The 23,284-nt window shown below is 52.1% G+C and carries 20 protein-coding genes; 16 read left to right on the forward strand and 4 right to left on the reverse strand.

Going from position 1 to position 23,284, the window contains the following annotated elements; all coding sequences use genetic code 11:
- The 8 genes from B9A13_RS00005 to B9A13_RS00035 form a co-directional block, all read left to right on the forward strand.
- A partial coding sequence (locus B9A13_RS00005; RefSeq protein WP_207651218.1) for a ParB N-terminal domain-containing protein occupies positions 1 to 506 on the forward strand: 506 nt, incomplete at its 5' end.
- Between the two features lie 88 nt (positions 507 to 594).
- A complete protein-coding gene (locus B9A13_RS00010) occupies positions 595 to 1,275 on the forward strand; it encodes a metallophosphoesterase family protein (RefSeq protein WP_200809653.1) in 681 nt (226 codons plus the stop codon).
- A gap of 297 nt (positions 1,276 to 1,572) precedes the next feature.
- Positions 1,573 to 1,860 (forward strand): hypothetical protein, encoded by a 288-nt coding sequence (locus tag B9A13_RS14205; protein WP_200809654.1) that lies wholly within the window; start codon positions 1,573 to 1,575, stop codon positions 1,858 to 1,860.
- Positions 1,830 to 2,147, forward strand: a complete 318-nt coding sequence (locus tag B9A13_RS14210; protein WP_200809655.1) for an HNH endonuclease — start codon at positions 1,830 to 1,832, stop codon at positions 2,145 to 2,147. Before B9A13_RS14205 ends, B9A13_RS14210 begins: the two co-directional genes overlap by 31 nt.
- A 12-nt stretch (positions 2,148 to 2,159) precedes the next feature.
- A complete protein-coding gene (locus B9A13_RS00020; protein ID WP_084232996.1) occupies positions 2,160 to 2,600 on the forward strand; it encodes an SMI1/KNR4 family protein in 441 nt (146 codons plus the stop codon).
- A 618-nt stretch (positions 2,601 to 3,218) separates the two neighbouring features.
- On the forward strand, positions 3,219 to 3,746 hold the full coding sequence (locus tag B9A13_RS00025) for a hypothetical protein (protein WP_143806814.1): 528 nt from the start codon (positions 3,219 to 3,221) through the stop codon (positions 3,744 to 3,746).
- A 212-nt stretch (positions 3,747 to 3,958) separates the two neighbouring features.
- Positions 3,959 to 5,071 carry a nitrogen regulation protein NR(II) gene (locus B9A13_RS00030; protein WP_084232998.1) on the forward strand — a complete coding sequence of 371 codons (1,113 nt, stop codon included), beginning with the start codon at positions 3,959 to 3,961 and terminating at the stop codon, positions 5,069 to 5,071.
- Between the two features lie 27 nt (positions 5,072 to 5,098).
- Positions 5,099 to 5,761: a response regulator transcription factor gene (locus tag B9A13_RS00035; protein ID WP_084232999.1), complete on the forward strand. Its 663-nt coding sequence runs from the start codon at positions 5,099 to 5,101 to the stop codon at positions 5,759 to 5,761.
- Here the strand turns inward: B9A13_RS00035 and B9A13_RS00040 are convergent.
- Positions 5,754 to 7,469 carry a sensor histidine kinase gene (locus B9A13_RS00040; protein ID WP_159447962.1) on the reverse strand — a complete coding sequence of 572 codons (1,716 nt, stop codon included), beginning with the start codon at positions 7,467 to 7,469 and terminating at the stop codon, positions 5,754 to 5,756. The two genes, B9A13_RS00035 and B9A13_RS00040, sit on opposite strands and share 8 nt — an antisense overlap.
- Positions 7,470 to 7,608: 139 nt before the next feature.
- Between B9A13_RS00040 and B9A13_RS00045 the strand changes: the two genes are divergently transcribed.
- A complete protein-coding gene (locus B9A13_RS00045) occupies positions 7,609 to 8,163 on the forward strand; it encodes a hypothetical protein (protein WP_084233001.1) in 555 nt (184 codons plus the stop codon).
- Positions 8,164 to 8,187: 24 nt separating this feature from the next.
- Positions 8,188 to 10,377, forward strand: a complete 2,190-nt coding sequence (locus B9A13_RS00050) for an S-layer homology domain-containing protein (RefSeq protein WP_159447963.1) — start codon at positions 8,188 to 8,190, stop codon at positions 10,375 to 10,377.
- A gap of 126 nt (positions 10,378 to 10,503) precedes the next feature.
- Here the strand turns inward: B9A13_RS00050 and B9A13_RS00055 are convergent, their stop codons facing one another.
- Entirely contained in the window at positions 10,504 to 14,028 is a 3,525-nt protein-coding gene (locus tag B9A13_RS00055; RefSeq protein ID WP_084233003.1) for an S-layer homology domain-containing protein, read from the reverse strand.
- 329 nt (positions 14,029 to 14,357) lie between these two features.
- Here B9A13_RS00055 and B9A13_RS00060 point away from each other — a divergent pair, with 329 nt between their 5' ends.
- From B9A13_RS00060 to B9A13_RS00080, 5 genes are all read left to right on the forward strand, one after another.
- The gene (locus B9A13_RS00060) at positions 14,358 to 15,428 is read left to right on the forward strand and encodes a bifunctional glycosyltransferase family 2/GtrA family protein (RefSeq protein WP_242942733.1); all 1,071 of its coding nucleotides are present in this window, start codon (positions 14,358 to 14,360) and stop codon (positions 15,426 to 15,428) included.
- Between the two features lie 16 nt (positions 15,429 to 15,444).
- Positions 15,445 to 16,392 carry a phosphodiester glycosidase family protein gene (locus B9A13_RS00065; RefSeq protein ID WP_084233004.1) on the forward strand — a complete coding sequence of 316 codons (948 nt, stop codon included), beginning with the start codon at positions 15,445 to 15,447 and terminating at the stop codon, positions 16,390 to 16,392.
- A gap of 37 nt (positions 16,393 to 16,429) precedes the next feature.
- Entirely contained in the window at positions 16,430 to 16,777 is a 348-nt protein-coding gene (locus B9A13_RS00070; RefSeq protein WP_242942734.1) for a hypothetical protein, read from the forward strand.
- A 178-nt stretch (positions 16,778 to 16,955) separates the two neighbouring features.
- A complete protein-coding gene (locus tag B9A13_RS00075; protein WP_084233006.1) occupies positions 16,956 to 17,762 on the forward strand; it encodes a helix-turn-helix transcriptional regulator in 807 nt (268 codons plus the stop codon).
- Positions 17,763 to 17,891: 129 nt separating this feature from the next.
- Positions 17,892 to 18,554: an aspartate/glutamate racemase family protein gene (locus B9A13_RS00080; protein ID WP_084233007.1), complete on the forward strand. Its 663-nt coding sequence runs from the start codon at positions 17,892 to 17,894 to the stop codon at positions 18,552 to 18,554.
- 245 nt (positions 18,555 to 18,799) lie between these two features.
- On the opposite strand, the gene B9A13_RS00085 is transcribed toward B9A13_RS00080, so the two are convergent.
- Together B9A13_RS00085 and B9A13_RS00090 are read right to left on the reverse strand one after the other, a co-directional pair.
- Positions 18,800 to 19,756 carry a 3-hydroxyacyl-CoA dehydrogenase family protein gene (locus tag B9A13_RS00085; RefSeq protein WP_084233008.1) on the reverse strand — a complete coding sequence of 319 codons (957 nt, stop codon included), beginning with the start codon at positions 19,754 to 19,756 and terminating at the stop codon, positions 18,800 to 18,802.
- A 52-nt stretch (positions 19,757 to 19,808) separates the two neighbouring features.
- Positions 19,809 to 21,128 (reverse strand): GntP family permease, encoded by a 1,320-nt coding sequence (locus B9A13_RS00090; protein ID WP_084233009.1) that lies wholly within the window; start codon positions 21,126 to 21,128, stop codon positions 19,809 to 19,811.
- Between the two features lie 553 nt (positions 21,129 to 21,681).
- On the opposite strand from B9A13_RS00090, the gene B9A13_RS00095 reads away from it, so the two are divergent.
- Entirely contained in the window at positions 21,682 to 23,121 is a 1,440-nt protein-coding gene (locus B9A13_RS00095; protein ID WP_159447964.1) for an FAD-dependent oxidoreductase, read from the forward strand.
- Positions 23,122 to 23,284 lie beyond the last annotated feature (163 nt).

Consider the following 23,284-nt stretch of genomic DNA (forward strand, 5'->3'; position numbering starts at 1 on the left):
CCGAATGGCTGATGAAAGGAATCGCAAAGTACGGCGACACGGTGACCGATCTGCTGCACGGCGCCGCGAAAAACGCGGATGACGCCGCCGAATGGGGCCTTCTCGTCTCCGCCGTCCGGAAAGCGGAGGAATCCGCCGACATTCTCAAATCCGCCGCCAGGAACGCCGACGAAGCCCTGGACGCCGCCCAAAGCGCCGCCAAGTCCGCCGATGAGCTCATTGAGGGCACGGGGAATGTAGTTACTGCTAAATCGTTTAAACTAACTCCCACGCACTCTAAAATGTTAAGCAACAAGGAATTCAGCGCTTTGATGGATAACATTAAAGTCAATGGCATTCAAGAATCCATAAAATATATAAAGTATAATGGTAACATGTATGTTGTCGATGGACATCACAGATTGCTGGCGGCAAAGAAGTTGGGTATCACGGAGGTCCCGATAGAAGAGGTTAAGCTACCCTACAAGAGTTATGGAACATTTGAAGATTTGTTCTGGGGCAATTGAAATCAAAAATATGAACCGGTTACCGATATGCCACAATATAGAGATATTGTGGCATATCGGTAACCGAAAGAAAAGGAAGCAACAGATCATGATGTATATAACAGGAGATACCCATATACCGATAGATATAATTAAATTAGGCAACAAGAGATTCCCTACGCAAAAAAACCTGTCTGCCGAAGATTATGTAATTATCTGCGGGGACTTTGGGGGCGTCTGGGATAACAGTAATGAAGAACAGTATTGGCTAAAATGGTTAAAAGAAAAAAACTTTACAACATTATTTGTAGATGGAAATCATGAAAATTACAGAATGCTGAATAAAGAATTTCCAATTATACAGTTCTGTGGTGGAAATGCTCATAGAATTAATGAGAAACTCTTCCATTTAATGCGCGGACAAGTGTTTCATATAAATGATAAGAAAATATTTACAATGGGCGGAGCAAGTTCTCATGATAGAGAATTAAGAAAAGAAGAGAAAAATTGGTGGCCGCAAGAAATGCCATCTCCAGAAGAATATCAAATTGCTATGAATAATTTGAATACTGTTGATTGGGAAGTAGATTATATCGTTACCCACTGCGCACCCAATTCTATCCAAAGACAAGTAAAACCCGAATATGAAGAAAATGAATTAACTTGTTTTTTTGAAAGCATAAATAAAATGTTGAATTTTAAAAAGTGGTTTTTTGGACATTATCATGTTGACAGAATAGTTGATAACAGATATTTTTGCCTCTTTGAAACAATGCAGGAAATTGTGTAAAAAATATGATTCTTTTTTGAAAAAATTATACTCTATTATTGATCCCACTATATAAACTTTGACCCTGCTCGGGAGCGCCTTTCAGCCCGCACTGCGGGCTGATGTGCGTTGCGCCGGGGACGCTTGCGGCCCCGGCGCTTTATCCAGCTCCATTTTCGACGCAGTAGATTTGCCCGATTTGAGTGGAACAGGGTAAATCTAATTAAGCAAAGGCACAGTTCGTTTGCTTTCGCGGAGACACTGACCCCCGCCCTTGCCGCCGCGGCGAAGATAAGCCCCGAAGCCTCCGAATGGCTGATGAAAGGAATCGCAAAGTACGGCGACACGGTGACCGATCTGCTGCACGGCGCCGCGAAAAACGCGGACGACGCCGCCGAGTGGGGCCTTCTCGTCTCCGCCGTCCGGAAAGCGGAAGACTCCGGCGGCATCCTCAAGTCCGCCGCCAGGTCCGCCGACGAGCTTCTTGAGAGCGCGGGGAAGACTTTTACCCAAGGGTCGAAAATACCGGACGATCTCCTAAATGCCAAGCCGTCAAATTCTCCAGCCGTCAACAAGTGGCTCAATGGTGGAGGAAAATTGAAATAAATAATGGGACGTGGAAATATACCAACCCACAAGGTGTTTCAGTTACATACAAAAATGGCTATCCAGATTTCAAAGGCTCAGGACATGTTGTTCAGGAAGCGAATATTGGCGGGTTCACAGATTATTACAGAGATTTCAAAAATGCCGATATGATAACCGGAGGGCGCATGGACCCCATAAATAATGTATGGCACCATCTTGAGGATGGAAGAACATTGCAAGAAGTCAATAAGCAAATTCATATGCAGTTTACCCACAGGGGTGGAATGTCAGCAATAAAAAGGTAAGAGGTGAGGCAAATGACAATAGATAAATTTGGCACTGCGAAAATAGAAACAATCAGAGCATTTGAAAACCAATATCATCTTCGACTGCCCAATGACTATATTAAATTCCTACTGGAATACAACGGAGGAATCATAGAAAAAGATGAGAAATGCCAAGTTTTCGTGAAAAGCCTTAAAGGAACGATTCATGTTGATGTTCTATATGGAATTGGCACGACTCATGAAAATGCGAACATTGATACATGGATGGCCATGTTTAAGGACGACATGCTGGATGGGGCCGTCGTCATAGGCGATAGTATTGAACATGGATTCCTTGTTTTGATGTGCTCAGGTGATAATACCGGTATATGTTACTGGGATCACACCTATGAATTCCCGAGTTCAAATGATGAATCAAACATGTACTTTATCGCAGATACATTTTCCGATTTTGCAAAAGGTCTTTTGTAATTTTAATTGTATAGGGGCCGTTCACGACCCCTATCAAGCCCTTGACACATGCGGTTTTTCGCAAAGCACGACACCTAATGCGACTCCATCGCACGAAATCTGACCCTGCTCGGGAGCGCCTTTCAGCCCGCACTGCGGGCTGATGTGCGTTGCGCCGGGGCCGCTTGCGGCCCCGGCGCTTTATCCAGCTCCATTTTCGACGCAGTAGATTTGCCCGATTTTATTGGAACAGGAAAATCTAATTAAACAAAGGCACAGTATGCTTGCTTCCGCGGACGTTCCTGACCCCCGCCCTTGCCGCAGCGGCGAAGACGGGCCTCGTGACAGCGTAGGAACGGCTCCAATCCCCTGGAATTGACAAAATAATTTTATACCGCTTGTTTTTAATGGATTGCATTTATATAATATCATACGAAAAGTAAATTATGGTATTATTAACAGAATCAAGAATCGGGCGGCGCGCCAATAGGGGATGACGGCTTGAATCGTTTGCGGAAAACGAAACATGGCGGGAAGGACGCTGCGGAAGAATGGGATTCTCCCGACAAAGCGAATGGCTCCGCATTTTTTGATGCGGCTTTGCAGGATAAGGCAAAGGAGTCTCGAAAGGGACTGATCTTGTTTTCAATCGTGTTTTGCGCCGTGATGGCGTATTTCTATTTGAGTATGATGATATTGATTCTGCTTCTCGGAGCAATCCTGTATCTGATTCTGAAAAAGGGCCTCAAATGGAAGGGCAGAGAATTTGAAATATCCTATATCGTCATACTGAACTGTATTTTGATGTTATTTGTTCTGGTTTCAATCGCCATATTGAGCGTCTATTACGGGGATATCATCACAGATATGATAAGCTCCCCCCGGAATATATACCTGCTTGATTTTCCGCTGTGTGCCTCCCAGATCATCCTGGCCTCTGTTTTTTACGGAAAGAGGAACAAAGCCGTGCTCACCGCTCTTCTCTGTACCGAGACCGTATGCGTGGTCATGTACGGCTATAACCTGGTATTTAATTCGCACGGTCCGAATCAAATCGGGATCCTCCTTTGTTATATTGCCTGGCGCATCCTGGCCATTTTCCTGATGATTCAATATCTGACCGGAAGAGAACCTGCGCTGCAGCCGGAGGAATATGACGTACGGTAAAATGAAAAGCAGGCAGACAGATCAGAAGCGGCATGCCGCCGGATGAAATGATAAGATGAATGGCGGACCGGCCGGAGAAACCCTGAAAACGGGTTTTTCGGAACCGGTCCGCTTTTGGAATGATCAATGGACACTCGTCATGGGAAAACGGAAACCCGGCACTTCAAATTTTTCCGATACCAAGGTATAATGGAAAAAAGGTGGTGCCGCCGTTGGACTTCATGGATGTCTATACGCTCTACACCCTTTCCCATATCGCGGCGCTGACGGCCTGCGTGATTCTATCGGCCCTGATAAATGCTTTTTTAGCAGTGAGGGTCAGGAAGGACGCGCTGCTGGCCGTCTATCTTGCCGTACAGGCGCTCCTTCTTCTTTGGATTGTGGGCAAAATCCTGGAGCTGGTGGCGCCCGTATTGTCCGTGGCGCAGATCTGCGCGCAGGCGCAGTGGATTGTGAGACTTCTTCTGCTTCCGGTCCTGGCGCTGTTTTTTGCCTTCCTGCGCAGGAAAAACAAAGACGGCAAATTCACAGCGCTCTCCGCCGCGGTTTTCCTGGCTGATGCCGTGCTTACGCTTCTGCCGTTTTTTCCTGTCTCGTTTTGGGTTTCGGATCTGTCGCCCGAGCTTGCCTTTGCGGTTATTTCCACTTTCGCCTATTGGGGGAGAAGGGATATCTTTACCGGGCTTTCCGATCTGTCCATAGACCTGTTTGCCGACCGCATCGAAGACGCCGTGATATTATTCGACAGCTCCGACAGATTCATGGACAGCAATAAAAACGCCCTGAAGCTCTTTCCTTTCCTGGGGAAGAGGTCCTCCCTGCGGGAACTTTACGGGTATCTTGCCGGGCACTCCGGGCCCAACACCTCGCTTCCGACCCTGTTCCTGCCGGAATTTGAGCCTTTCGATCTGGCTCTGGAAAGCGGCTCCGGCCTTCGGTATTTCCGCGTCAGCGCCGCCCGGGCGGGGAACGAAACCCGCCCCTCCACCGTCATGACCTTCTCGGATGTCACCGAGAGGACGAAGCTTCTGCGGGACCTGGAGGGAAAAAACCGGGCTCTGAAGGAAAAGAACGAAGAATTGAAGCGGTATATCGATGCGACCTCCCGCCTGGAAAACGAGCAGGAGAAATACCGCGCCGCTATGGAGATTCAGCAGCGTATCGGGCAGAGCATCGCGGAGCTTTTAATCGGCCTGGAGGCGATGGAAACCGCGGCCGTACGCGGGGAGGACCCGGCTCTCGGCGAAAGGCTGGATAGGATGATCGAAAGCTGCAGGATGGTAATGTCCGAGATCCGCAAGTCGGTGAGTGACCTCACAGACTGAACTAAGCCATGGAAAGGAGAAAGAGATATGATCAAGGTTGCCATTGCGGACGATCAGACGCTGATCCGGCAGATGCTGTCCATGATCCTTTCCCAGAACGGGGAATTTCTCGTTTCGGGCGAAGCCGCCGACGGAGAGGAGCTCCTCCGCCTGTGCCGGGAACATACTCCCGACGTGGTGCTTCTGGACATCAAAATGCCGTCCTACGACGGGATTTACGCCCTGAACGCCATTAAAAGCGAATTCCCTGAAACGAAGGTCATTCTTCTCACCACCTTCGGAGACGAAAAAAATATACTCCGCGCGTTTTCGGGCGGAGCGGACGGCTATATTTTGAAGGACATCCGTCCTCAGATGCTGATTTCCGCCATTAAAAGCGTCTGCGACGGCATTTTCGTCGCCCATGAGAGCGTAGCCGCCGTGCTGCGCAGGCATGTGTGCGCGTCCGTCGCCGGCAGGTCGGCCCAGCTGGACATGGCCGACGAGATTTATGACGAGTATGGCCTGGACATCACCGACAGAAAGATTCTCAAATATGTCACCGCCGGGAAGAGCAACCGGGAAATCGCGGAGCTTCTCAATTTCTCCGAGGGCACCATCAAAAATCGGATCTCCCGCATTCTCAGCATCACCGGCCAGAAGGACAGGACCCAGATGGCCGTTTTTGCCCTGAAAAACGAGCTTATATGAAGGGAAGAAAGGCCCGGAGGGAAAACCCTCCCTCCTCCGGGGAGCTGAACTCCAGTCTTCCCCCCAGGGGAGCAAGCCGCTCCTCCATTCCGGAAAGGCCCATTCCCTTGACGATCTTGCCGCAGCCGGAGCCGTTGTCCATGACGTAGATTTCCAATCCATGGCCTGCGTTCCTCAGGATGATGTCGACCCTGTCCGCGCCCCCGTGACGGATGGCGTTTGTCACTCCCTCGCGGCAGACCTTGTAGGCCGCCTCCGCGCGCTCCGATGCAAGCTCGGGGAGTCTTCCTGAAATGGAGATCTCCACCGATACGGATGCCTTTTCGGCGTCCTCCTTCAGCGCGGAGAGCATATCCCGCAGGCCGCCAGAATTCTCCCCGTCCGGGGTTTCCCGGGCGGGATTTCTTTTTATGCTGTTTTTCAGAGGTTCCATGGCGTTTCGTATGGATTGCGCTAATTCGTCTCCTGCCGCGGGAGACATCCTGGCGGTTTCCAGGATGGTGATGGCCAGCACCACGGAGTGCCCCAGAATGTCGTGCACCTCCCGGGCGATATAGTTTTTCCGCCTCGTCACAATGAGGGCTCTCTGTACGCCGGCCTCGTTTTCCAGGATCCGGTTGAGCCTGGAGAGCGCCTCGTTGCGCTTTTCCGATTCCTTCAGCAGCATTTGCCGGAGCGTCGCGTCGGAAAACTGAAGGAATGTGCCGATGTGCCGGCCGCGGTTTTCCACGGGACCGCATTTCATCCGGATAAAGCCTCCCGTTTCTGTCTCGTAGACATGGCTCCCGAAGCAGGTTTTGCCTGCGGGGAACCCTGCTGTCTGAAACCGACGGACGGATGCTTCCGATGGGCGCCGGGCAGAGTCCGAAGGATTCCTGGCGAAAAGCTGCCCGCCTTCGAAGAGGGTCTGAAACGTGCTGTTGTAATCCGAAACCCGCCCGGACCCGTCCAGAAGGAGGATCCCGTCCGGATGCAGATCCATCGCGGCCCGCCAGGTGATCTTCAGATCGTCGAAAAACCGGTATCGGAAGACGGCCAGGGCAAACATGAAAAGCGAGATGTTGCAGGCGATGGGCGTGATGTCGCAGGGGGGCGAGAACCCGAAGAGAGGCTCCACCCAGCCAAAGACGTACAGGATGTTGGCAATCAGGGGAACGAGGATCGCGACGGAAAACAGAACTGCCTGCAGCCGCTTTTCCCCGAACTGGTGAAAATAGTTTTTCCCGCACAGGAGGATTCCCCCCGCGATCAGTACGTAATGATACGCCTGATGCGCGTAAAAGGCCGGACCGAAGCTGTCGCCCCAGAAGTCAAAGCGGGAGTAAAACAGATGATGGAGAGGATTGGTGGAGAGAATCAGAAGGGTGATAAAAGGGAAAACGGAAAGCACGGCCAGGGTTCTTCCGGCAGGAAATCTCCCCTTGGCGTAATAAAACGCGAAGGCGAAAAATAAAACGCCCAGAGAGCAGATGCCGACATACTGGATTACGACAAATAGAAATTTAAGCTCCACAGTCGGGGAGACGTTTTTCAGAATCTTCGCCGTCATCCAGAGAAGCAAAGCTCCCTGCACTGAGAGGTAGGAATAAAGCAGAGGAATCTTCTTTGCTTTCATCCAGATTGCGGTGTTCACCGTCACCAGCAGAAAGATGGACGCGATCTGCAGCTCAACCAGATAGTATGTCTCATAGGCGAATGTGAGATCCATAGCGTAAATTTCACCTCCCGTGCTTACCGTAAAATGGAAGTATATCCGCGAGTCATTCATGCAGTGACTCGCGGCACTGTTTCCTCCAAGTCCCATTTATTATAATAAAAGTACCGAATTTGAAAGAGGAGGTATACCCATGCGCAAAAAGATGACAAAGCCGGGCCTGATCCTGTTGGCGGTATTGATGGCCATCTTTACCGCTTCCTGCGGCGGCAGTGCGGCGACGGCTGCTCCCACCGGGACGGAAGCCGCCGCGGAGACAACTCCTGCGCCCACGGAAACCCAGGATGTCCAGGTAAATTACAACGAGGATGAGCAGAAAGTGGAGTTTTCCAGCAAGGACGGAAGTATGCACTATGAAGTTGGCCTGGAAGGAGGCGTCACGATTCCCGACGGGTACCCGACGGAACTTGCGCCTTTGTACCCGGAAGGTCTTGTTACCCTGGCCGGCTATCAGGACAATGTCTATACCCTGGCCATTGAGACGGACGACGACTTGTCATCCATCTACGATTTTTACAAGGATAATCTGACCTTTGACTCCGACGAGCTCTCCCAGAAATCTGACAATATGGTTCTTCTCTCAGGAAAATCGGAAGGCATGGAAATCAGCATGATGGCTAATATCAATCCCGACAGCGACTCGGAAGGGAATCTGATCACCATCGTCGTGGTAACTGCCGAAGAATAAAATCAAATGAAAAGAGGGAAAACGATGACCGGAAAACGGAGAAAGGTTTTTGCACAAAAATGGCTTTCCGCAGCTTTGGCCCTGGTTCTGTCCCTGTCGCTGCTGTCCGCCGGCTTCGCGGCAGCCGCGGTGGATGAGCCCAGCAGCTGGGCTCTGGCGGAAGTGGAGGAGGCGCGCGCAAACGGCCTTGTTACCCCCGCGGCGGACGGTAACTACCTTGGGAATATCACCAGAGTTCTCTTCTGCATGCAGATCGTGAATATGGTGGAGACGGCGACAGGCTCCTCTGTTGCCCTCACCATTACAAATCCATTCGGCGACGTGGATAACGTTTACGTGACCAAGGCATATCAGATGGGTATCGTCAACGGGAAAGCCGCCGGAGTTTTTGATCCCCTGGCTTTTATCACCCGTCAGGAGATCGCCGCCATGATGATGCGCGCCGCCCGGGTGCTGGATTCCATGGAGGGGAAGTCCTATGCCGCCCTTTCCGGGACGGATTCCCTCGTTTTTGCCGACCAGGATCAGATCGGCTCCTGGGCCCTATCCGACGTACGGCTGTTAAACGGCCTGGAAATCATGAAAGGCGTTGGCGGGAATCGGATCAATCCTCTGGGAAACACCACGGTACAGGAGAGCATTCTCCTGGTAAACAGGCTCTATAAGGGCTTATTGGCATCTCCTGTAACAGGCGGTACGACGGAAAACACGGCGCCGGAAGCTTTGTCAAATCCTGTAGAATTCACTGTGCAGGAGCAGACGGAGTTGATCATCTCCGCCGATCAGCTGGCGTCCGACGTGGACGGGGATATCCTGGAGGTTGTGAAGATCAACGGACAGATCAACCCTTATTCCACGGTCTACGGCACCGCGGAGCTCACGACGGACGGGAGGATCCGGTATGTTTCCGGCGACGTGTCCTCCAATTCCATAGACGACTTTGTCGTCACCGTGTCCGACGGTACGGACCTGACCCATATCAACATCCGCGTCAACGTGACCTATAAGCTGGTGCTGGTTCTGACGCCCACCGTTTCCAGCGTGAGCGTCACCGGGGACGCAAAGCTGAACGGGACCCTGGCGGCAAGCATGATCGCCTATTTCGGAGGAGTGCCGACATCCCCGCCGACACTCTCCTATCAGTGGATGTCCTCCTCCGCGGCGGACGGAACCTACGCGGATATATCCGGTGCAACCTCGTCCTCCTATACGCTCTGCCTGGAGGATGTGGGGAAATACATCAAACTTCGGGTAACGGCTTCCGGTTCGGCCGGCGGCAGCGCACTGAGCGCTGCAGTCGGTCCCGCGACCTACGGGTTTGCGGGCGGCACCGGCACCGCCTCGTCTCCCTATCAGATAGCCACGGAGGACCAGCTTCTTCTCCTGAACACGATCCCCACGGAAAATATGTACTTCGGCCTTGCATCGAACATCACTCTACCGCAAAACGCCTGGATCAGGACGGAGTTTGACGGAACCCTCTATGGCTACGGGAAAACCGTGACGCTGAACATCACATCCGCTCCCGGCAACTATGTGGGCCTCTTTTCCCAGACGGGAAGCGCTTCCCGGGTGGACCGCGTCGTGGTATCCGGCAGAATTGCCAGCGGATACCACTGCGTGGGTGGGATCGCCGGCAGAAATGACGGCATGATCTATATGTGCTTTTCGGAAGCGGAAATTTCAGGCGAAAACTATGTGGGAGGTCTGGCAGGACTCAACATCGGAGTCGTTACCCGCTCCTCCGGCACGTCCTCCGTAAGCGGGGGCATGTATGTCGGCGGCATCGCCGGTGAGAACAAGGGAACCGTTTCCCGCTGCGTCAGTGGTATGTCCGTAGCCGCCGACAATATGGCGGGCGGCGCCGTGGGGTACAATCACTCGGCTGGAACGGTGATTTACTGTAAATCCTTAACGGCGGTAACGGCAGACGGTAACGAGGGCGGCCTCGTAGGCTGGAATGAGGGCACCGTAGCGGACAGTTACTCCGTCGGCCTCGTCTCAGGCACGGGAATTATGGGCGGCCTTGTGGGAAACAACAGCGGCGGAAGCATTTCCCGTTGCTATTACGACAAGGAGACCTCCGGCCAGAGCGATGCGGGAAAAGGAATCCCCAAAACCACCGCGGAGATGAAGACCCAGGCGACATTCTCCGGCTGGGATTTCTCAACCATCTGGGGCATCACCACCGGTAATTACCCATATGTGAGATAATTTGCGGTAAAGATGCTTTTTCTTTATAGAATATCGCATTTTTCTCTTTGCAGCAACCGATGATGAATCAATAGAAAAGCCCCGTGCAGCGGAAGCGGCACGGGGCTTTTGCATTTCAGGAATGATTCAGCAGGTCCACTGCGCTCCCGGGGTTTCGGCCTTGAGCTTCAGCTCCCAGGTGATCTTTGCCGTTTGCTCGTTGGTTATATTGTTCTTCGGCAGGAATGTCCCATCCGTATAGCCATTGAAAAATCCGAGGCGGACAGCCTGCTCCAGTGTTGTTACAGCATAGGCGCTTACCGTTGCCCGGTCGCTGAACAGGGCAAGGGTCCCGGTTGTGTTCATCGGAATGAGACGCTTGTTTCCCAGGCCGAAAGCGCGCATCAGCATCGCGGCAGCGTCCTGCCGTGTGATGAGTGCTCCCGGCTGGAAGGTGGTGGCCGAAGTACCGTTGATAATGCCGCACTGATAGGCAATCTTCATACCCGTTAAGTTCGGATCGTCAGCCTTGACGTCGGTGAAAGGAAATCCTGTTTTCACCGTATCGAGAGCGGTTAATCCCAGAGCATTTACAATGGCGGCTGAGAACTCCGCGCGGGTTGTATATTTTCCCGCCGGGAAATTTCCTTGTGCGTCCAGCCGGAGAATGCCGTTATTCACCGTTGCCGCGATATAACCCGCGGCCCATTTGGGAAGAGCCGCAGTGTTTCGGATGGTGACGGGAGCTCTTACCGATGTGTTTCGATATACCGCGGGGCTGGCCTTATATTGTCCCATAATTGACTCGTCCAGAGGGCTGACTACGAAACGGTCGCTGTGATTTTTCATGAGCTCCATCTGGAATTCGATATCGAATACACTCAAATCCTCATCCGTGAGTTCGTCCAGATTATATATGATGGGAGCGGGAGGGGAGTAAGGCGGGTTTTCCAGCGGAATTCCTTCCAGCGTAAGCCCTGAAACGATATGACGCATAGCGAAGATATCTCGGACTCCTGCGGTGTTCCCATTTTCCTCAATGATGCTTTCCCCGGCGGATTCGCTGGTTACCGTGTAAGAAATGGGGATTCCCGAAAACGCGCTGATATCTGTTCCCGCCGGGAGGATATAGACCCGATTTGTCTTTACCACTGTTTCCGCACGGGAAACAGGTGCTCCCGTTGCATCCTGGGTGATATTGATCTCCTGCACAGACATGGTTTCCGGTACTCCGGGCTTAATTTCTTCCCAGCGCCAGCGGTATTCTCCGGAAGTGAAGGTCCCTTCGGACGTGCTGTATACGTCGGCTGCACCGATCTGAAGATCCGGCGCGTCTTTCTTTTCATAGAGCAGAACAGGGAAAGGGTTGTCGGGATAGTACTCGAAATGGTTCGGATAACGCATATTGGCCGCGGGGAATTTGACATATCCCAGATCCTGAATGGGAAGTAACCCCTGCACAAAGTCGACCGGTACCGCTCCAAGTGCATAGTAGATCTTTGCCGATGCCTTATAAGCTCTGCTGCCGCCCTTATTCACAGCGACAACCCGGAGCAGGACGTTGTGCTGAATGCCGATGGTGTTGCCGTTTAGGTCCTCGATTGCTACTTGCTGATCCTCCGTCATGCGCCGGACGAAAACGTGGTGCTCCGTTGCCCAGCCTCCTGCGCCCGTAGACTCGTAAGTGCCGTAGACAAAGCCGTCAACGTTGATTTGCCAGCGCAGCTCATTGTTGGGTTTGATGTTGTAATTCCCCATGTCGCCCATGAGGGAAGTCACAAAGTAGCCGGTCTTTTTCAGCGAATATTCTGTTATGTCCCGTTTTGCGCTGAACGTTGCCTTTTCCGTCGCTTTAGTACTGATATCCGTTGAATAAACCGTAACGTCGCCCTCGTAATAGATTCGCTTGGCGGTGTCGAACTGAACCTCGGTGTTTGGAACGTCAAGCACTGTGAGATCAGGCCCGGAAAGCGTGGTGAACTCTACGGTGTCCTCAAAGAAATCGCCCCGTATTTTGCTGTTGCCGTAAAAATCGCTTTGACCCGGTTCCTTGCTTCTGCCGAAGGGGGTAACGCTTTGGATCAGGTCTGTCTCCCCCTGAAATCCCGGCGCCCGTATCTTGATGCTATCACCTCGCTGAACATCGATTCCGTTTGTATAGCCCAAATTCTTCAGCGCTGCGCTCAAAGTATTGTACTGGGAGGCTGGCACATAATTTAAGAAGTTCGCTAAATCCAGGGAAATACAGCCATTGGCGTCTGTTTTCAAGGGAATTTTCAGGTCTGGATTTTGGTTTTGGCCGCCAAGAGGATCATTCCCATTCCTATAATACCAGATTTCGAGGTCCCGGTTGGCGAAGGGCAGCTTGTCACTGAAGGGAAGTGCGTTGGGAGCCGAGGTTCCCGCCAGACGTTTTGTCATGGCGGCTATGTTGATTCTGTCCTGATAAACGCAGAGTCTGCTGAAGTAGAAAATGACGTCGTCAGATGCCCGAAAGCTTTTATTCCGCTCAATAATAGGTATCTGTATGTTAATGAGATTGGTTCTGTCGTCCATGATCGTAACGAATGCATTCACAACAAAGTCGACGCCGTAATTCATGGTGGTGTCTGTGATATCCGCGTAACCGTATAAACCCAGGCGGAGCTGGGCTCCGAAGACGTCAACGTCCAGAATTTCCAACCCAACCAGGGGTGTGATGTAAAGACCCGCGTGGATATACCCCATAGGGTCGCACTCTGCTCCGAAATATTTATCAAAGCCGGTATTCACATGAAAGGACGTGGGTATGCCGAATTTTGTTTTTCCATATACCGAAGCGTTTGCAACGATTCCTTCCTCGGCCCGGATCGTCAGCGTGATATTCCCATCCATATCCACCACAAGGAATACGCCCATGCGTACGTTTCCCAGTCCCGCAATAGGAACATTTACCGCGAAAACCGGCAGGTAAAGCTCCTCCTGGATAGCCACATCGAACATGATGTTCAGGTCAATGAACTGCGCTGCGTTTACAAATCCGAACTCATATCCGTCAAAAAGAGAATATTCCGCAACGATCCCCGGGCTGACGCCGATTGCGCCTGAAAGCGAAAGCTTCACCTTGCCGCTGCCGGGTTTTCCAAAGGGAGTGAATTCATAGACTCCGTCGTATTCGTAAATCCTGCTTCCCCGGTCGCTGAAAATACCGTAGATCTGATTCATAAGGGTACTGTTGGTGCCGCTCATGATTTTAGTGCTTTCTCCGGAATTGGATTGTGAAATATACTGGGCCACGGAAATTCCCTTGACGGTATAATCCGTGATATTGGCTGCGTTTGGCAGAATCACCTGATGAGGAATGGTAAATTCGGAAAAAAGTTCGGCCATGGTGGGTTTTGTCGTAAGATAGGTTCCGTCCGGATTTACCTTCAGGATTTTAAGACTTCTTTGGTTTTCCCGGTCCACAAGTACGTCTCCCGCGGCAAGGCTTGTTCCGGGGATTTTTACGCCGCTTTCAGTTCCCGTAGCAACAGACAGATCCAAAAATTTAATACGGCTGTTGTATTGGTAGCTGACTCCATTGAGCGTTTCCGGAACTGTCTCAACGGCAGCGTCCGCCGTTGGTGCGAACCCAGGTGTTACCAAGATGAGAGCTAAGACGATAATCAAAGCAATAATCCGTTTAACCATAATCCTTCTCACCAACTTATTTTAAATTTATACCGCTTCCGGATCCAGATACCCATGCTCTCATTATATAACGTGATCTGGGATTAGAGTAGACGCTGTTATATCCGCGATAGTAATGAAAATCATACTTTTTCATGAGAGGGAGCAAGTTAGATGATTTTATCAAATGGTTTTCAGAAGTTTCATGCATTGTTCAAAAAATATTCAACTTTTCCGAATATAGTTTGCTTAAACAAAAGGGATCTCGGCAAACCACTTCTTGCCGATAGATATAACCGGCTGGCTCCCGTTTTCCGTATTCAGCCGGTGGAAGAACCAGAAAGGAGCGTATGATGCAGAAGATTGCGCTGATACCGGCGTACGAGCCAGGGGAAGAACTCCCGGAAATAACGCGCAGGCTTTGCGTTTCCGGATTTTTGCCTGTCGTAGTGGATGACGGCAGCGGGGAAGCGTATCTTCCGGTATTCTGCCGTGCGGGATTCTATGCTTCTCTTCTCACCCACGAGAAAAACCGCGGAAAGGGCCGCGCTTTGAAAACGGGTCTTTCCTTCATCCGGGAGGAATACCCGGATGCGGACGTGATCGTAACCCTGGACGCCGACGGGCAGCACAGCGTGGAGGACGCCCTGCGTGTGAGCGGGGAAGCCCTGCGCAGCAGGGGGGCTCTCGTACTGGGCTGCCGCAATTTTGAAAACGGCGTTCCGGCCAGAAGCTTTCTGGGCAACAGCATCACAAGGCTGGTCTACCGCCTTTCCACCGGGCGCCGCGTCAGCGATACCCAGACGGGCCTGCGTGCCTTTACGCCGGACCTGATTCCCTTTCTTTTGAGTGTGGAAGGGGAACGGTATGAGTACGAAATGAATGTCCTGCTGGAATGCTCCCGCCGGGAGATTCCCATGAAAGAGGTTCCCATTCAGACGATATATTTGGACGGCAATTCCGCCTCCCATTTTAACACCCTCAGGGACTCCTTCCGCGTTTACCGGGAGATCTTCAAATTTGCCGCCTCCTCCTTCATCGGATTTATAACCGATTACGGCGTTTACAGCCTTCTTGCATATCTCACAACGGGTCTCGGTGCTCCCGGTATCCCCATTTCCAATATCTCGGCGCGCGCGGTCAGCGCTGCCGTGAATTTCACCATCAACCGAAAGCTGGTCTTTAAAAGCGAAGTTTCCCCGGTAAAAGCGGCGGCGCAGTATTTTACCCTGGCGGCCTGTATTTTGGCCGGAAACACACTGCTTCTGAGCTATCTTGTCAATGATTTGGGCGCCAATCGGTATCTGGCGAAGCTTTTAACCGAGGTCACCTTCTTTTCCGTCAGCTGGATCGTTCAGAAATTCGTGATCTTCCGAAAAAAAAGGCCCGCGGACGGCAAAACCGGGGTCCGGACGGAATGAAAGAGAGGAAGCTTCCTTGAAAATATTAAAAAAGCCCTACGTATGGGCGGCTTTGTTTTCCGTTCTTCTGGCGGGCTTCACTCTTTTTGTTCTTTTGGACACTTTCGCCATTTCCAGGGTATATGTGGTGGTGGTGGGGGACAGCTCACAGGGTTCGGAGGATGCGGAGCTTTCGGTTACGGATGAGTCTTCCGCGCCCGTCTCCTCCGATGGATCGCAGGAGGACGCGGCGGTAACCGAAAATTCCTACTCCGACGGGAATATTACGATCACCATCTCTGAATACAAAAAGTATAACACCACGATCTATGTGGCGGACGTGGTCCTCTCCGATCCCGACGCGCTTAAAACCGCCTTTGCGGAGAGCAGCTACGGAAAGAACGTCACGGAAAAAACCTCCGCCGTCGCGGAGGAGACCGGCGCCATCCTCGCGATAAACGGAGACTTTTACGGCGCCAGAAATTCAGGCTATGTGATCCGCAACGGCGTTTTGTACCGGGATACCTCCGCCGGTTCCTCCCAGGAGGATCTGGTGATTAATCAGGACGGGTCTTTTGAGATTGTGAAGGAAGGGTCCGTCTCCGCCGCGCAGCTTCTGGAAGATGGGGCGCAGCAGGTTCTGTCCTTCGGCCCGGGGCTTCTGCAGGACGGCGAGATAACCGTGACGAAAAGCGAAGAAGTGGATAAGGCCATGACCAGCAATCCCCGTACGGCCGTTGGGATCATTGACAGCCTGCATTACGTCTTCGTGGTATCCGACGGCAGGACAAGTGAGAGCGAAGGCCTTACCCTTTACGAGCTGGCCTCCTTTCTCCAGGGCCTCGGCGTTCAGACCGCCTATAACCTGGACGGCGGCGGCTCTTCCACCATGGTATTTTGCGGCTCCGTAATCAACAATCCCACCACGGACGGCAAAACCATCCGGGAAAGGAGCGTGAGCGATATTGTCTATATCGGGTACTGACAGAAAACGTGCCTTTCGCTCCATGCGGAGCTATTTGATGCTCGCCCTGTTCTGCGCCTTTTTCAGCTTTGTCTATGAACGCTTCAGCCACGGCGTCTATTCGGATTTCATGGTGTACCTTTTCCTGCTTCCCCTCCTGGGCGGAGTCCTGCCCTTCGCCGGGATTGCCCTTCTCAAATCCCCGTATCCCGGCAGGGTCTCTCGGAATCTTTACAACTCCGGCATAGCCGCCCTCACCGTGGGCAGCTGCATGAGCGGCGTCCTGGAGATATACGGCACTGACTCCCCGTATATCCCGGTCTACTGGACAGCGGGTATCCTTCTGGCCATTTCGGGAACGGCCGCATATTTTTGGGCGGTTTTTCATCCTCAAAGGAAAACATGAAGTGCAATTAATAGGAATAGGGACCCCGGAGCGGGCATAGATGTGACAATTCACGCATTTATGCATAAAAAACAGCTCTGGGGTCTTTTCATATGCCGTTTTCTAGTTTATGATGTTCTGGACGGCTAAAGATTCATCTTCACATTCCGGAAATTCCGGCGGGTAAGGAGGGCATATTTTGGAGAGACCCAACGAACACGACTTTGAAGCAATTTTCGATCTCCCCATTGACAATCGGATTTTTGCCAGTTTTCTTGATCATCTCCCGTTTCCCGTTCAGCTATATACCGCCGACGGAACCATGATCTTTGCCAACGAATCCTTTTTCCAGGAGTTTGAAATAGACGACCCCTCCAAAATTCTGGGGCAGTATAACCTCTTGAAGGATCCCAACGTGGCGGACGACGGCCTTCTGGAGACGGTGCGGCGCGCGCTTTCCGGGGAAACCGTTTTTACACCCGACGTTAAGGTACCCGTTCAGGCCATTAAACGTGTTCACAAGCTGGAAACGCGCTATATTGAGCAGATTGTGCAGGATATCCTGACATATCCCGTGAAAGACGCCGAAGGAAATATCCTGTTTCTCGCCAACATTCTTACCATCAAGGGGCGCTATCGCGAGAGAAGCGATATCACCAAAGCGGTGGAATACATAGAAAGCCATTGGAAAGAGGAATTTTCCGCGCAGGAAACGGCCCGGGAAGTCAGCATGAGCTATGCGTACTTTTTCCGGCTTTTTAAAAAACATGTGGGAATGACGCCCCATGACTACTATATCAGCATTAAAATGAACAAGCTGAAGGAATTTCTCATGGATGCCAATCTTTCCGTGGAAGAGGCGTTTTCTGCCTGCGGCATCAATTACCATGGGTATTACGCCGGCCTTTTTCGGGAAAAATCGGGCATGACTCCCTCGGAATACCGCCGCCGCTTCCTGCATTCGGACAGGAGAAACGGCAACCCGAAGGAGAAAACCGTCCTTTAACGAAAATCACCGCATTACGGACCGTATAGTAAAAAACCTTACGCAGGCAGGAATTTCTGAGAGAAATACCCAATGTATTTTTATAGCTGCTGCCGCAGCGGGAAATACGGTTAAATAAGGAGAGATCAAATGAAACGGACCATAGCAGTTATCAGCGCAACGCGCGTATCCCTTGCCCCCGTGGAGGAGACGGCCGCCGCACTGTTTCCGGATGTGGAGCTTTTTCATTTGATGGACGAGGGTATGTCCTATCTTGCGAAAAAGGAAGGCGGGATTTCCGGCGCCAACCTCCGGCGGATGGCTTCCCTGGTGGGAAAGGCGGAGGAACTGGGGGTGGACGGAATTTTGCTCTCCTGTACCATTTTTTCGCCCCATATCGACCTCATTTCCGCAATGGCGGATGTTCCCGTGGTGGCGGCGGATGTCGCCATGTTCGAAACCGCCGCAAGGGCCTATCATCGCCTGGGTGTTGTTGTGACCTTCGGCCCTACGGTGAAGAGCGTGTCCGCCGTTTTGGACCGCTGCCGGAATAATGGAATGTCCTTTGAAGCCGAGATCCGTGTGGCGGAGGGAGCGTTTGACGCCTGCGCCAGGGGAGACGACGAGGAACACAACCGCCTGGTGGCCGCCTGCGCCAGATCCATGGCGCCGCACAGCGATGTTATCGTTCTGTCCCAGATGTCCCAGATGCGCGCTGTGCCTTTGCTGAAGGATCTTTCCGTTCCTGTTCTCACAAGCCCTCCCGTAAGCATGGAGTTTCTCATGAAAAAGATAGAGGAAAGAGCGAAATAGGTTACCGGTTTTCTGCCGGTACCTTTGACCGTGATCGGCAGGGAAGGGAGCTCAGCCAAAAAAAGGCCGCGAAACAAATGTTTCGCGGCCTTTTCTGTTACACAGATGTGTTTTTTTGAAAAATGAAAAGTATACTTGACATCAATAAAAAATGCTGATACAACATGTGAAACAGTATGGCTGCTCTCCGCCGGAGGCGGGGGGCAGCCATACGTCTTGTTTAATCTATTTATTGGATATTAGTTTTACAGCTTGTTGTGCAGCTTGAGCAGGGCAATCAGCATGTCGTCGCGATATTCCGCAAGAGACGCGTCCGTGTTGCCGATTTCCTTCGGACGGGCGGCGATGGACTTGTCCACTTCTTTGCGGCAATAGTCCCACCAGCCTGCGGGATAGCGCTTCCAGTCGGCCATGTCGTCCAGCCACATGTTGACGGAGCCTTCCACCATTTTGAACAGTCCGTCGATGCCCTTTTCGCCTCCGCCCAGCTGGAAGATTTCGGCGGGGCCCATGATTGCCCAGCGGAGTGCGGGGCCGAAGGTGACTGCCTTGCCCGCGTCTTCCAGACTGCAGACTCCGCGCGTCACAAGCTCGGTTACCTCACGGAAAACAGCCTGCTGGATGCGGTTGCTGATGAAGCCCAGCGCCTCCTTGTTGAGGACCACCGGCTCCTTGCCAACGGATTTATAGAATGCTTTTCCGGCCTCAACGACTGCGTCGGTGGTCTTTTCTCCCTTGGTGATCTCCACCAGCGGGATGAGGTGTGGCGGATTGTAGGGATGCCCGCCGATGAAGCGCTCGGGGTGTTTGGCATACTTTGCGATTTCCGTAATCAGAAGTCCGGAAGTGGAGGAGGCGTAAATGGCGTCCGCGGGAGCGTATTTTTCGACTTCGGCGATGACCTTGTGCTTCGTATCGTAGTTTTCCAATACACTTTCCTGAATGAACTGTACATCCCTGACAGCGGTTTCCATATCCGTGGTGTAGCTGACTCTGCCCATGATTTCCTTGATCTGCTCTTCAGTGATGACCTTATTCTTTGCAAGGTACTTCAGGTTCGCGGCGATGCGCTCTTTTGCCGTTTTCAGGAACTTCTCGTCGATGTCGTAAAGCATGACGGGATACCCCTTCAGAGCAAACCCCGTCGCCCAGCTGGATCCGATGACTCCTGAACCGATACATGCGACTTTTTTGATTTCCATAGACCTATTTCCTCCTTATGTTAAAATGCCGGATTCCTTTTTTCGGGCCGTCTCAGCCGATGGGATAGATCGCATTAGCCATGAGAATGGCGATGATGGTGCCGATAATGGGGATCAGGCAGCAGAGAACAAACACGTGCTTATAGGATTCCTTGTGGTTTGTTCCGAAAATAGCGAACATGGAGATAACGGCGCCGTTGTGCGGCAGGGTGTCAAGACCGCCGGAGGCGATAGCGGCGACACGGTGGAACGCCTCGGGATTGACGCCCTTGTCAAGATAGAACTGGCCCATAGCGTTTAAGAATATTTTCAGGCCGCCGGAAGAAGATCCGGTGACGCCGGCCAGAACGTTGACGCCGATACCGGTTGCCACATAGGCGTTCATATTCAGTGATTCCACCATGACAATCAGCTGCTGGAACGCGGGGGAAGCCTGTACCACGGTTCCGTAACCGATGATGGCGGCCGTGTTCATAAGGGGCATGATGCTGGAAGAGAAGCCTGTGTTGATGACCTTCTTGATATTCTTGACACGTTTTATGAAGAGCAGATAGCAGGAAAGGCATCCGAAAAATAGGGCGATGGTAACGCCCGCCAGAGCAACGACCACATTCTGGAGTGCGAAGATCAGCACGACAACGATGATGATGGGAACAAGGGAGGCGAAGAAGCTCGGCACTTCTTCCCGTATGCCCTCTCCGTTATTTTTGAGAACGACGCTGTCCTGTGGAATCGGCACAAAAACTTCGCCCCGTGCGGTGTATGCTTTTTGTTGCTGCGCGATATAAAGAAAGCCTGCCACGATAAAGAAGATCGAAACCACGATGCCGATGGCCGGCGCCGCGTATGCATTGGTCCCCAAAATAGAAGTAGGCACCAGGTTCTGAACCGAAGGAGTACCCGGCATGGCTGTCTGTGTGACGGTACCGGCGCCCAGCATCAGACCTGCGGTCATCAGGGCGCGGGGAAGTTTAGCTTCGTTGAACATGATCACGGCAATGGGGTAAAGGGTAAAGGCGATAACGAAGGAGTTGATTCCGCCGTATGTAAGAAGCAGAGTAATGATGGCAATCGCGAAAGGCGCTCTCTTGGCGCCGATCTTATCCGAAATGAAATACGCGATGGATGTGGCTGCTCCGGTGGCTGCCATGATTTCTCCGAACAGGGCGCCCAGGGCGAAGAGCAGAAAATAGGTTCCCGCCCAGCTCATCCATCCTGACGCGTAATTGGTCATCAGGGCGGTCCAGAGATTCATGCCGTTGAAAAGAGCCACGAGGATGCCGCCCACTACGGCGATGGGGAAGATATGCCAGCCCTTGTATGCACCGAAGATGATGAGAGCCAGGCTGATGATGATTCCTAAAATGCCCATAATAATCTACCTCCCTATTATACAGTATTATCTTGAATATATAAAGCCCTTTTTCCTGCAGTGAGCCGCTCTCCTTTCTTTATTTTTGGAAATCAGGCAAAGTTAATTCATTCTGTAACGCTGTTAAAAAGCCGGAAGACTTTCTGGAACTGTTGGATTATAGTGCCGTCTGCCGTGAATCGGGTGATTAAAAAACCCGAATAATTCCTCGGGCGAATCGCCCGAGGAATTGAATTCTTTGGTATCCAGGATTACCATTATAACATATATGAATTATATTTTCAAACAAATAATCTGACAAAAATGAACGGATTCCGCCATAGTAAAGGACGGAGCTTGCTGAGGTTCTTTTTAAAGATGAATGGTATGGATTCCGCCTCCGTAATAGTAATCCGTCGGATATTGCGCATAATAATGGCAAATTCGGCCGATGGGAAGGCGGGTAAGGAGTGGAGATATCTTGGACCGTGAAAACGTGTCTTACTGGAATAAAACAGCGGAGCAAAGAATTTATCCGAGTCTTGAAAAAAACCTGGATACGGAAGTACTCATTTTGGGAGGCGGAATTACAGGCGTCACCTGCGCCTACTGTCTTGCCAAAGGCGGAATGCGCCCGGTGCTGATCGAGGCGGAAACCCTTTGTGCCGGTTCCACCGGGAACACAACGGGAAAAGTAACCATACAGCACGGAGTGATCTATAAAAATCTCACCGGAAAATACGGAAGGGATGCCGCCCGTCTTTTCGCGGAATCTCAGGCGGAAGCGGTGGAATTTGTCGCCGAGCGTGTAAAGGAACACGCCATCCAATGCCAGTTTCAGAGAAATACCGCGATTCTGTTTGCCGCCTCGCCGGGGGAAAGGGAAGTGGTGGAAGCGGAATATAAGGCGGCCGCAGAGCTCGGGATACATGCGGAGCTTGCGGAAAACCCGGATTTTCCTCCCGGCTCCCTCCTTGCGCTGGGCTACGGGCATCAGGCCGTTTTTCACCCCGTGCGGTATGTCGGGGCTCTTGCCGCCGCTGCCGTCGCCCTGGGAGCCGAAATTTACTGCGGCACGAAAGCGGAGCGTTTGGAAAACGGGGAGGCAAAGAGCGTATTTTGCGAAAACGGCGTCCGGATCCGGGCAAAGCACATCGTGATGGCCACCCAGTATCCCTTTTACGACGGGCCGAATCTCTTTTTCACCCGCCTTTATGCAAAGCGGGCCTATGCTATAGCCGTGAAGGCTGAAAATGACTGGCCGGAGGGGGCTTATATCAGCGCAGGGGACCCCGTCCGTTCGGTCCGCTCCCACACGGAAAACGGCGAACGGCTTCTCATTGTGGCCGGGGAGAGCCATCCCACGGGGCGCGGGGAAGCGGACATGGAAAAGCATTACGCGGCGCTGGAAGAGTATGCCGGAAGGATTGCCGGCGTCGGGAAGGTCCTGGCCCGCTGGTCCGCCCAGGACTATGAGACTCCTGATCAGATCCCTTATATCGGCAGAATCTCGGAGAATTCCGATATCTACGTGGCCTCCGGCTTCGGCAAATGGGGCATGTCCAGCGGAACGCTGTCGGGCATGCTGATTTCGGAATGGATTCTGGAAGGGAAGTGCCGCTTCCAGGAGCTTTACTCCAGAAACCGTTCGGATTATATAAGCTCTCTGGGGAAAACCCTCTCCGGAGTATTTGTGCCGGTGGGAGAACTCATCCTGTCCAAGCTGGAAGGGACCGAGAGCATTGTGGGGCTGCGTCGGGGTGAGGGCCGCGTCGTCAATTTCCGGGGCAGGAAGGCGGGCGTCTACCGGGACGATAACGACGATGTGACGATTCTGGATATTAGCTGCACCCATATGGGCACCGAGCTGAACTTCAATTCCGCGGAAAAAACCTGGGACTGCCCGGCACACGGAGGCCGGTTCGATACCTCGGGAAAACTGCTGGAGGGCCCTCCAAAGCACGACCTGAAGGTATATTACCGCGGCAAATTCTCCGACCTGGCGATAAAATAACAGTAAGGCTGTCGCATGATTCGCAAAATGCGCAAAAATACTGACAGTATAACTGACAGTATAAAGGTGTTCCCCCCGCCAACGGCGGGGGGAACACCTTATAATTATGAAATATATGCGTTTTTCAGCGGCACATTGCGTAATGGTAAGTTCTTTTCAATTG

Origin of the sequence: Papillibacter cinnamivorans DSM 12816, assembly GCF_900176335.1 — a bacterium.
Lineage (GTDB): Bacteria > Bacillota > Clostridia > Oscillospirales > Oscillospiraceae > Papillibacter > Papillibacter cinnamivorans.